The organism is Microcoleus sp. Z1_B2, from assembly GCF_036700325.1.
GTDB lineage: Bacteria > Cyanobacteriota > Cyanobacteriia > Cyanobacteriales > Microcoleaceae > Microcoleus.
In genome coordinates this window covers 1-10636 of the sequence record NZ_JAUBOQ010000090.1, presented here as the reverse complement: position 1 = coordinate 10636, position 10636 = coordinate 1, and the positions used below count along the sequence as shown (strand labels likewise).

12 protein-coding genes and 1 pseudogene are annotated in these 10636 nt (G+C 46.9%); 4 read left to right on the top strand and 9 right to left on the bottom strand.

What is annotated here, in order from left to right:
- Window positions 1-269 precede the first annotated feature (269 nt).
- Entirely contained in the window at window positions 270-692 is a 423-nt protein-coding gene (locus QT984_RS29180) for an NUDIX hydrolase (protein ID WP_333057671.1), read from the bottom strand.
- Window positions 693-1015: 323 nt separating this feature from the next.
- Entirely contained in the window at window positions 1016-1441 is a 426-nt protein-coding gene (locus QT984_RS29175; protein WP_333057669.1) for a DNA-binding protein, read from the bottom strand.
- 143 nt (window positions 1442-1584) lie between these two features.
- Between QT984_RS29175 and folD the strand changes: the two genes are divergently transcribed.
- The gene (folD, locus tag QT984_RS29170) at window positions 1585-2454 is read left to right on the top strand and encodes a bifunctional methylenetetrahydrofolate dehydrogenase/methenyltetrahydrofolate cyclohydrolase FolD (protein WP_333247948.1); all 870 of its coding nucleotides are present in this window, start codon (window positions 1585-1587) and stop codon (window positions 2452-2454) included.
- A 135-nt stretch (window positions 2455-2589) separates the two neighbouring features.
- Here the strand turns inward: folD and QT984_RS29165 are convergent, their stop codons facing one another.
- Together QT984_RS29165 and QT984_RS29160 are read right to left on the bottom strand one after the other, a co-directional pair.
- Window positions 2590-3354 (bottom strand): methyltransferase domain-containing protein, encoded by a 765-nt coding sequence (locus QT984_RS29165; protein WP_333375527.1) that lies wholly within the window; start codon window positions 3352-3354, stop codon window positions 2590-2592.
- Between the two features lie 91 nt (window positions 3355-3445).
- Window positions 3446-3934, bottom strand: a complete 489-nt coding sequence (locus QT984_RS29160) for a GNAT family N-acetyltransferase (protein ID WP_333375525.1) — start codon at window positions 3932-3934, stop codon at window positions 3446-3448.
- 110 nt (window positions 3935-4044) lie between these two features.
- Between QT984_RS29160 and QT984_RS29155 the strand changes: the two genes are divergently transcribed.
- From QT984_RS29155 to QT984_RS29145, 3 genes are all read left to right on the top strand, one after another.
- Window positions 4045-4932 carry a LysR family transcriptional regulator gene (locus QT984_RS29155; protein WP_333233213.1) on the top strand — a complete coding sequence of 296 codons (888 nt, stop codon included), beginning with the start codon at window positions 4045-4047 and terminating at the stop codon, window positions 4930-4932.
- Window positions 4933-5122: 190 nt separating this feature from the next.
- Window positions 5123-6049 carry a geranylgeranyl diphosphate synthase CrtE gene (gene crtE, locus QT984_RS29150; protein WP_333057663.1) on the top strand — a complete coding sequence of 309 codons (927 nt, stop codon included), beginning with the start codon at window positions 5123-5125 and terminating at the stop codon, window positions 6047-6049.
- Between the two features lie 14 nt (window positions 6050-6063).
- Window positions 6064-6522: a divergent PAP2 family protein gene (locus tag QT984_RS29145; protein ID WP_333057662.1), complete on the top strand. Its 459-nt coding sequence runs from the start codon at window positions 6064-6066 to the stop codon at window positions 6520-6522.
- A gap of 74 nt (window positions 6523-6596) precedes the next feature.
- Here the strand turns inward: QT984_RS29145 and QT984_RS29140 are convergent, their stop codons facing one another.
- The 5 genes and pseudogenes from QT984_RS29140 to iscB form a co-directional block, all read right to left on the bottom strand.
- Window positions 6597-7100, bottom strand: a complete 504-nt coding sequence (locus QT984_RS29140) for a YbjN domain-containing protein (protein ID WP_333057661.1) — start codon at window positions 7098-7100, stop codon at window positions 6597-6599.
- A 520-nt stretch (window positions 7101-7620) separates the two neighbouring features.
- On the bottom strand, window positions 7621-8526 hold the full coding sequence (locus QT984_RS29135) for a ferritin-like domain-containing protein (protein WP_333057660.1): 906 nt from the start codon (window positions 8524-8526) through the stop codon (window positions 7621-7623).
- 175 nt (window positions 8527-8701) lie between these two features.
- Complete coding sequence (locus QT984_RS29130; protein WP_333291565.1) at window positions 8702-9016, bottom strand: hypothetical protein; 315 nt, start codon at window positions 9014-9016, stop codon at window positions 8702-8704.
- Window positions 9017-9164: 148 nt separating this feature from the next.
- Window positions 9165-9287: a hypothetical protein gene (locus QT984_RS29125; RefSeq protein WP_333263130.1), complete on the bottom strand. Its 123-nt coding sequence runs from the start codon at window positions 9285-9287 to the stop codon at window positions 9165-9167.
- 168 nt (window positions 9288-9455) lie between these two features.
- Window positions 9456-10562: pseudogene (iscB, locus tag QT984_RS29120) on the bottom strand (RNA-guided endonuclease IscB); the annotation flags it as partial.
- Window positions 10563-10636 lie beyond the last annotated feature (74 nt).

The following is a 10636-nucleotide window of genomic DNA, read 5'->3' as shown; positions in this document are numbered from 1 at the left end:
GCTTTAAATTCAGTTCCAATTCTAGTTGTTAACATTTCTTTACTTACCTTTGTTTTTTTATACCGACCTACTTAGTGCTACCCCTACTCCCCGTGCCTACCCTCCCCATCCACGATTTGCTCGTGTTTCAGAGATTGGGGCAGCCACGGGGGGCAGCCCCTACAAGAGGATGAAACAGCTCTGCCTGCAATGTAAGGTGGACGCCTGGGCGCACCTTACGAATATCTCCCTCCTCAAACCCCTGCAATGTGGGGTGAGTGCCAATTTTCTCAAATCGAGTCAATAAAATTCAATAAAATACGTTGGTGAGCAATCCCAAAAGGTCGCACATCTCCTGACTGCTCAGAAAAGCATTTGCCGGCCCGAATCTGCTGGGGTGTCAACAACTTCATATCCCAACCCTCAAGCAAAACTAAATCCTTGACATCCGCACTAAGTTGTGCATAAAAAACGTGGCGAACAACATCTTTTTCGACATCACAACAGAAAAAAGAAACACTTGCAGGAGCATAGCCAATTTCCTCTGATAATTCCCGCACTACAGCAACTTCCGGCGTTTCCCCCGGTTCCAAGTGTCCGCCAAACAAAGCCCAATGTCCGGGATACCTGATATGAGGAATATCGTCTCGCAACTGACAGAGAAACTTGCCGTCTTGGTACAAAATCGCGATCGCAACGTGAATTTTATTCATTTGTTAAAAAGCAGAAAGAAGGAAGAAGGAAGAAGGAATAAATTGCTGTAGGGGCGGGTTCACCAACATCTGTAAAACCCACCAAAAATCTAGGTAAACCCGCCCCGACCATAATATTATGGTTAATGAACTTTGAGGATAAATAAACAGATCCAAATCGCCCAAGCGCAACTATAAACCTTTGATTTTTATGAAATAGAATCACTTAATGAAATAAATTATAGCGGTTCTCAAGCGTGGTGAAATATGGGGGCGAACCCTAGGCCCACGGATCCCTATGACCACCTCATGTTACTGAGAAAGGCTATAGCATCTTCCTATTTTTATTGAGTTGCCGCTGGAGTGCGCTTTAATTGTTCCATTTCCTCAACATAAACTTCACCTAAATCTTTTCCGGCCAAATCCTTCAGAGTAATACTCTTGTAGCGGACTTCTCCCTTCAGCAATACTTCATCGCCAAGCTGGGGCAACTCTTGCTTGGTTAAAATCCAAATACTGCCAGTACCATCCTCAAGTTGATAAGCCGCAGTCCCCACAAACGGAGCGCGATTTTCCACCTTTCCCCGGAGATAAACTTCACCATCGACTTGTCGCTTTTGTTGAATGTCGCCAATGCTAGCAACATTAAAACCAAGATTAAGTTGAGACATGGGTAAATTGCCGCAACTGAAAAAACCGCTGGCGAGGATTAGCGACAAAGAGCTGGTACAGAATCTTTGAACCCAAACTTGCTTAATTGCAGTAGTCATTGTCAACTGATTTGAGATGTGAGATACGACTTACTTTAACAGAATCCCCAGAATCGATCGCAAGTAAGAAATTTCTCTAGTGTAGTCCTTGGCGGGGATTAAGCTAAAATCTAAAATCATCAGCCCCTAACCCAGAGTCTACAATGGATGCCAAAACTGCTCAAATACTAGATGGCAAAGCTTTAGCGACAAAGATTCAAAGCGAGCTGAGCGATCGAGTCCGCGCCCTACAACCCAAAAAGGGTCGTCCTCCGGGACTTGCGGTGCTGATGGTAGGGGACAACCCAGCTAGCGCAGCCTATGTTCGCAATAAAGAGCGAGCCTGCGCTAAAGTTGGGATAGCTTCCTTCGGCCAGCATTACCCAGCCAACGCTACTCAAGCCGAACTAGAACTTGCAATTCGTGCACTCAACGAGGACGATCGAGTAGACGGCATTTTAGTTCAATTACCGCTACCAGAACACTTAGATGCAATTTCGCTGCTGTACCAAATTGCCCCCGACAAAGATGCTGACGGACTTCACCCTGTAAATTTAGGCCGTCTCGTGCGTGGCGAGGAAGGTTTGCGGAGTTGTACTCCCGCCGGAGTGATGCGGTTATTGCAGGAATACCAGATTGATTTAAAAGGAAAAAACGCCGTTGTTTTGGGACGGAGTATTTTAGTAGGTAAACCGATGGCGCTGATGCTTTTAGAAGCCGATTGTACTGTTACTGTAGCTCATTCGCGATCGCAAAACCTAGAATCGATTACCAGCCAAGCTGATATCTTAATAGCCGCAGTCGGCCGCACAGAAATGATTACAGCTAATATGGTCAAACCTGGATCGGTAGTAATTGATGTCGGTATTAACCGCGTCGTCAATCCAGACGGTACGAGTCGTTTAGCCGGAGATGTTGATTTTAATGCGGTTAAAACAGTAGCCGAATTTATCACACCGGTGCCGGGAGGAATCGGGCCGATGACTGTTGCTATGCTTTTGGAAAATACCGTTTCGAGTTACAGCATCAAGTAGTCATTAGTCATCATTACAAATACACTTAACGTAGGGTGCGTCGCTTGCAGAAAATTTCCGTAAAAAATCGAGTTTTGAAGAAGCGACGCACCTGACGATGTTCTCGAATTTGAATATTTGCGATCGCGACGCACCCTACGGTTTTACAGCCACAACGCGAATTCTGCGATAATCTGCACTCCAATTACCATCGCGGTACAGCGCCGATCGCAAACGCTCTGCAACTGCGTTAATTACCTGCGATCGCACATCATCAGACAACCCCGACAAAAACCCGCCAGCAAACATTTCAATCCAATTTACCATACCCGCGCTGCCACCTTCTAGGCGAGTCGGGCGATCGAACAAAACCGCATAACCCACATCAAATCCCTGCTTTTCCAAAAGCCCAGCATACTCGCCAATACTCGGAAAATACCAAGGATTAAGCGCTTCAGGCTCCTGGCAGCCAATTTCTGACAAAACACTCAAAAGTGCGCGGACGATCGCCCCCACGTTCCCCTTACCGCCAAACTCAGCCACAAAACGCCCTCCCGGCTTCAGCGCTTTTTCCACACAATTAATCACAGCATCCGGCTGTTTAATCCAGTGTAAAACTGCATTAGAAAACACAGCATCTAACGGAGATTCTACTTGAAAACTCCTCGCATCTGCGACAGCGAAGTTAATGTGAGGATAGTTAACCTTTGCCGTAGAAATCATCGACAAAGAGGAATCAATACCTTGCACAAAAGCACCCCTTTGAGCAATCTTTTCAGTTAACTGTCCCGTACCGCAGCCCAAATCCAGAATTTGTTCACCAGCCTTCGGAGCGAGTAACTCCAAAAGCGATTCGCCGTACTGCCAAACAAAAGCATAATTTTGCTCATAAAGAGCTGAATTCCAATAATTTTGTGCCATGATAATTACCCTGAACCTTTCTTATCTTTCTCTGTGTTCTCTGCGTCTCTGCGGTTAATAAAAAAAATCCTTCTTCACAAAACCAACCCACTTATTTGTTAGCGAGTTGGGCTATCGCAAGTCCCTCGATTCGGCAAACTCTAATATTTTCCAAAATCCGCGCTCCCTGCTTTTCATAAAAAGCAATTCCCGGCGCATTGCCAGTATTAACAGTCCATTCCATACGCCCGCAATTTGTGGACTCAGCAATTTGTGCCAAATACTTTAACAGCGCTGTCCCGACTCCCATTCCGCGCATAGGAGCTTCCACAAATAGATCATCAAGCCAAAGACACGGCTGCGTCAATAAACTTGAATAGGAGGAATAAAAAAGAGCAAATCCTACCGCTTTTCCCCCAACTTCCGCCAACAAAACCCGCACTAGCGGAGGTTGGCAAAACAACGTTTGCTGCAATTTATCTGCTGTTGCTGCTAAGAAATTTTTAGCTCCATCAAACTCGCTTTTCTGCGAAATAAAATCCACGATTAATTCCAAATCTGCCAGCTCTGCTTCTCTAATTTTGATATCCAAATTAGCCATTGTTTAATTCTCAAATTCGCCTATTAATCACTGTATGAAATATCATCATCAATGTCCAATATATGTTTAACTAACCACTTATACTTTTAAAATATAAATGATGGGGACTTATGGAACTTCGGCATTTGCGTTATTTCATTGCAGTTGCAGAGGAACTGAATTTCACTCGCGCAGCCGAAAAACTGCATATTGCCCAACCTCCGCTGAGTCAACAAATCCAGCATTTAGAGGCAGAGTTGGGGTTTCAACTGTTTCGCCGCACCAAGCGGACGGTGCATTTAACGGCTGCGGGACAGGTTTTTTTCGAGGAAGCCGGGAAAATTTTGCAGCAAGTCGATCGAGCAATTCAACTGGGCCGACAAACCAGTCGGGGCGAACTCGGCCAACTGACGATCAGCTTTGTGAGTTCTGCAGCACACAACGTGGTTCCAGCGATTTTGCAGGCCTTTCGCACTCGGTATCCCGCCGTCAAGCTCGAACTGCACGAACTGACGACAAATGAACAATTGCAGCGCCTCCGGTTCGGGCAAATTGATATCGGCTTCGTGCGTCCTCCGGTTGAGGAAGACGGGATAAATTCTGAAATCGTTTTTCGAGAATCGCTGATCGTGGCACTGCCAGAAACGCATCCGGCGGCCGATCGCACGCATCTTGAATTACGCGAACTTTCCACGGAACCGTTCATTTTATTTCCGCGTTCCCAGGCTCCGGGATTGTACGATGCGATCGTCAGTCTTTGTCAACAAGCAGGTTTTAGCCCGATCGCAGCTCAAGAAGCAATTCAAATGCAAACCATTGTAAGTCTGGTAGCCGCCGAGATGGGAGTGGCGATCGTCCCGGCGTCGATGCAAAATTTCCAGCGCAGCGGGGTTGTTTACAAAGCGTTACCAGAATCAACCTGCATTGTGGCGATCGCTCTAATTTGGCGCAGCGATCCAACGGCGGCGGTGCAGCGGTTTTTGGAAGTCGCCAGACAAATCAGCGGATTTGAGATTTGAGATTGTAAATTTTAGATTGACTGGCAATTTGACAAACTTATCAAAACTCAAAGATTTTCTGTGCAACAACACCCGTAGAATGATTAATTGATGCTCGGAGTTCGAGCAACTACTGCCGTAAAAGTCGGCACGATGCGACCTGAACGGCTCACAATATCCCATATAAATATTAAGTACAAGAGAGCAAGGGATGGTATTGGCAACAGAAATGGGTTCGTCCCAACCGGAATCCTCTTTCGATTTATCTACTTATCTAGTCAAGCGAAAAGAGGCGATCGAGGTAGCTCTCGACAGTGCACTGCCGGTCATCTACCCAGAGAAAATTTACGAAGCAATGCGCTACTCGCTGCTAGCGGGGGGCAAGCGCCTGCGTCCGATCCTGTGTCTGGCTAGCTGCGAACTGGCCGGCGGCACTACATCTATGGCAATTCCGACAGCTTGCGCTTTGGAAATGATCCACACCATGTCGCTGATCCACGACGATTTGCCGGCAATGGACAATGACGACTACCGGCGTGGCAAACTGACGAACCACAAAGTCTACGGCGAGGATATCGCCATTTTGGCTGGCGATGGTTTGTTGACCTATGCTTTTGAATTTATCGCCACTAAAACTGAGAACGTACCCCCCCAACAGGTGTTGCAGACGATCGCCCATTTAGCGCGGGCATCGGGTGCTGCTGGACTCGTAGGTGGTCAAGTGGTTGATTTGGAATCGGAAGGAAAGACAGATGTTTCTCTGGAAACTTTGAATTACATTCATGCTCACAAAACAGGCGCGCTGTTAGAGGCCTGCGTAGTTTGTGGGGCAATTCTGGCTGGGGCTTCGGCTGCGGATTTGCAGCGGCTGTCTCGTTTCGCTCAAAATATTGGGTTGGCTTTCCAGATCATTGACGACATTCTGGATATTACTGCTACCCAAGAAGAACTGGGCAAAACTGCTGGCAAAGATGTTCAAGCAGGAAAAGTCACTTATCCGAGTTTGTGGGGAATTGAGGAGTCTCGGCGCCAAGCTTCGCAGCTTGTTGCTGATGCTAAGGCTCAATTGGCAGTGTTTGGGAGCAAAGCTCTACCGCTGCTGGCGATCGCCGATTATATTACCAGCCGCAGTAACTAGAAATACTAAACACTATGCAGGAAATTTGCAGCGGCATTTTAAACAATCATGTACTCGTGGTTGCTTTGATCGCTTGTCTGGCGGCTCAGATCATGAAGTTGCCGATCGAGTTGGTCAAAAATCGCAAGTTTAATCTTCAGTATTTGGTAACAACGGGGGGAATGCCCAGCGCTCACTCGTCTTTTGTGGGCGCTTTGGCTGCTGAAGTCGGACAAACGATGGGATGGGAAAGTCCGGACTTTGCGATCGCTGCGATCTTTGCAATTATTGTCATGTACGACGCAGCAGGCGTCCGCCAAGCAGCAGGCAAGCAAGCTCGCATCCTCAACCAAATTATTGACGAGTTTTTTGAGGAAGATCACAACCTTAATGAGGCTCGCCTGAAAGAGTTGCTGGGACACACTCCTTTTCAAGTGCTTGTCGGTTTGGGGCTGGGAATCACTATTGCTTGGATCGCAGGGCCTGCATATTAGTTAACTGTTAACTGTTAACTGTTAACTTTTAACTTTTAAGTATTAGTTGTTGACTGTTAACTGTTAACTAATCACTACTGACCGAATTCTGCTTGCAGAATATCGTCGTTGTCATCGGCGATAGTGGCGACAATAGTGATAGCACGAGAAATTTCTCCGGTCGAGATTTCGGCGATCGTCCGAGTCGATATTACCGCAACTTGATTGTCAACAATGGCAAAATGAGATTCCAAAGTAGACAGCCAATTCATTTCTAGAAGTTTCCGCATTAATTGAGCTTCATTCTTCGCAGGCAACTGCAGTACAAAAGCCCAAACAGTCAAAGTATCATCTTCGGTTTCGCCGGTGAGTTGCACGAACACTTCAACACTGCCGTACTTAAACTTCCAAAGATGTCCGCCAGCTTCACTTTGACCGACCATCACTTTTTGGTCTACAGCCATGCTGGCGATGACAGTTTCAATTTCTTCTGCATAGGTGACGGCTGTGGCTTTTTCGACCTGCTCGGAGGCGATCGCGCTTTCCCTCGATAGGCTTTCTGCGGAAGCTGTTTGTATGTTCGGCTCGCTGGTAGTCATCAGAAATATGGGTTTGAAACCCCGTCCTTTTAGGACGGCTTTACATTGAGTTAAAACATGCAGCGGGGTGGAGGGGTATGGTTGCCCCTCCGATGAGGTATGGTTGCCTCAATCTCCTTTCGGAGTAAAGTTAGCTTCGCCAATGTTTTGAGAGCTTGTTAGGCTGAAAGCACTGTCCCTGTTACCTGAGAACTGTTTAACCTTCAGCGACAGAGCAAGGAACTAGCTACGCATTCTCCCGGTGTCGTGACTCAAAAAACGTAGTCAGTTAAGACTTAGGCCCGTCAGAACGGCTTGTTAGATTTCTCCTTCAAGCCTCATGCCTTTAGGCTGAGGTTCCTGACGATTATATTTAGATGGAAAACTATTCCAATAATCAGTTTACTTGCTAAAGCTTAAAATTATGACTTTAAATAACTGGTTCCGAGGCTAGGCCTGGGAACCAGTTAATCTCGCTTGTTTGCGGAGCCAGACGCAAGTTGGACTTGCAAAGCGGTTTCAACCAGGTTCGCGATCGTTTTTAAGCCTTGGGCTTAGTCGCCGCCGGCTTCTTCTCAATGGTATTCAAGCCGTTGAGGAACATGGGTACCAATTTCTCCATAAATGCCTGCGGGTCGCGGTTCCAGGCGCGCTGAGCTACATCGACTCTAGTCATTTGCAGATCCGGGGCCAGCAGGGTTCTGGGTAAGCGTTCCATCAGGTATTGCGGGCGTTCCCACATCGGCATGGTGTTGGCAATATCCACGAGGCGGGTGACGCGGCGGAGTTCTGCCCCCAGCATGATATCCATTCCCGATTCAAAAGCTGCTTGTTCGATCGCCACATACTTGCGCTTTGCCTGTTCCACCTTCTGGCGGTGTTCCGGGCTTTTGTCGGCGATTTGGGCCAGCCAGCGGTTGCCCCAGCGGACGTGACCAGCTTCTTCGGGAAAAATCTTTTCGATTGTTTCGCGGATTTTGACGTTTTCTGCGGTTTGGGGAGCCTGTTTGAGGGCGTGGATGTGCGCTGAGAAGTATTCGCAGCCCCGCTTCTCGGTGACGTTAATCGCGGCGAGGGAAGAAATTACGAAGTCTTCGCGGTTTGTGGTGGGGTCTTGTTGTTCGCTGTCATACAACCTTTCAAATTCGTCAATGTAGGAGACTCCCGGCGGCGTTCCCACATTTTGGCCGAGGTCTACCAGCAAGTCGGTGAGCCACATAGCGTGTCGCGCTTCGTCGGAAATGTGCCGGGAGAGGTCGCGCACGAGTTCGGCTGGTTCCCCGTTTAGCTGTTCGATCACCTCGGTGAGGTCTTTGCAACTGCGCTGTTCGCTGTAGCGGTAGCGGTTGAGGGTGATCAGGTGAATTTCGCGATCGCGCACTACATTAGCTAAAATTTCGCGCGCTCCCATTGCGTTGCGAAGCTTGCGGGGATAGGCAACAGTCATGGTTTTATGTTGTTTTGTAAAGATACCTATATAAGTGTAACGCAGTTTTTTCGACAACCAATTACCTCGCAAGGGTGAAAGTTGTTGTGTGGGAGGATTGAGCCGTGGGGTAAATTTAGTCCTGGACGCAGGGGTGGTCAGAAATCGGTTTTTTTTCGAGCGAGGTTAATTTTAATTAACCACATCCTAACATCCCCTTGATACCCCCTACTATAAACAGCCCAATCACCCCAAAAATTCCTAAAGCATGAAGATCTAGTGGTAGATGAAGAAAACCAAAAATTCCCCCTGTTATCAATCCTACCCATGACAACCCTGCTAACATGGTTGATCCTATTACATAAATTGCCACAATCATCCCGCCAGTAACTGCGATAAGTAATGCAATTAAAATCCCTACGACTATCATTTGGATACCATTAGGGTCAGGGCAAAATGAAGCTTGAGCAATCAGCATTTGACCGAGATTTATTGTCAGAAATAAAAGCATAACTTTGGTGTCTATAATCTACAGTGTTGTTTTGTAAAGATACCTACATAACTGTAAGACAGTTTTGGGCTTGCTAATTCACAAAGCAAAGTTAGAAGTTTGTTGTCAATGCCCCATGCCCAATTCCCAATTCCCGTAGACTTTTATCTCAAGTCTCAGTTGAGTCTGAAACCATATCCTTAGCAGACTCTTGTTGAAATTTTCGCGCCTCTTCTACTTCTAACCTAGCCAGAGTTGTCGCCACATCGGCTAACTGTAAAGCCAGATTCATCCGACAAATCGGGTTTTTTTCCCTCCAGAGGTCTTTTGCCAAGAAATGTACTCGCGGGGCGAAACATTTTAATTGAATTTGGCGGAGTAACTTTCACCAGAAAACGAGCGAGAAGCCCCGGGCTACCGACATGGGGAGGAAAGCGGCTGCGACGACCGTCGCCTTGAATCAAAATCCATAGGAATAGCCATCTTTTTTGTGAATAGGTTGGCAATATTTATGACTAATTCCTGCTACTCTTCCCTTCATTGTAGCGATGTCGAACGAACCGGATGCACGGCAAAGAACTCGTCCCACGTAGGAACCGACTTTCTTGCCTGCGGTGACTGTCGCGCCAACAATATCGCCAGTTTTAAAACCCACATGGATCTGCTTTTTTGATCTATGTCGAATTGGGAAGCCAAACCGATCCGTGCCACACATTTGTCGAGTACCGTGTCCTGCTGCTTTTATTGGCAGCGGTTGAGAAGTCAGCACCTTTAATTCTTCGACTTTACCTACGCAAGCAGCATCTAACCAGTGAGATTTCGGTAACTGTAAACGAGTGCGATTGAATTTTGTCAAGCCGCCACTACCAGTAGAAACTGGTAAACCAGTCATACGGAGTTGATTAAATAACGCCCAGCGAGTCGAATTAACGGCTGCTGCGTCTTTTAATGGACGTTTTGCTTGAGACAGGATCTTTTTCAAGACATCTGGCTTCTTAGAGAGGAATTGCTCAATCCCTTGAGTCCCTTTCTTGACATTGCATTTTTCACAGGCCAGACAAAGATTAGAAATGCGATTAGATCCGCCTTTGGCTTTGGGATGAATATGTTCGACTTGTAGTGGTGTATCTGTAGCTCCACAGTACGCGCACTTTCTATCCCACTTATTCAACAAATATTCGCGGATCTCGTAACCACATAAAACGCCTTGCTGGTACTCCAGTCCACTAATTTCTGGGTTTTCTAGTTGTTGTAAGTTGAACCGCACAAGTTCTTGAGCAATAGAACCAATGGGAGGGACTTTCATCAATCTAGTTGCCCAGGTTAGGGTTGTTTCGACACGATGTTGTAGGCTTGGAGCCAGCCACCCTTTCGGGCGAGTTCTATTTAAAAATTTCGCTTTTCGATAGCGAGTATGGCGATTTCTTCTGCTCCTACGCAGTGAACGGCGAGATTCCAAGCTAGCTTTAATTGATTGACCTCGGTGAGCTAGTTCTGCACCAAAGATTACGTCCTCTCCTTGCACTAATGCGATTCCAGTAGTTTTGGAGCCAGGGTCTAATTTCAATACTCCGGACAGTTTTTAAATAGGGATGCTTACGCAATAAAGCACAGAAGCGAAAAAACTGAGTGCTATCTGAA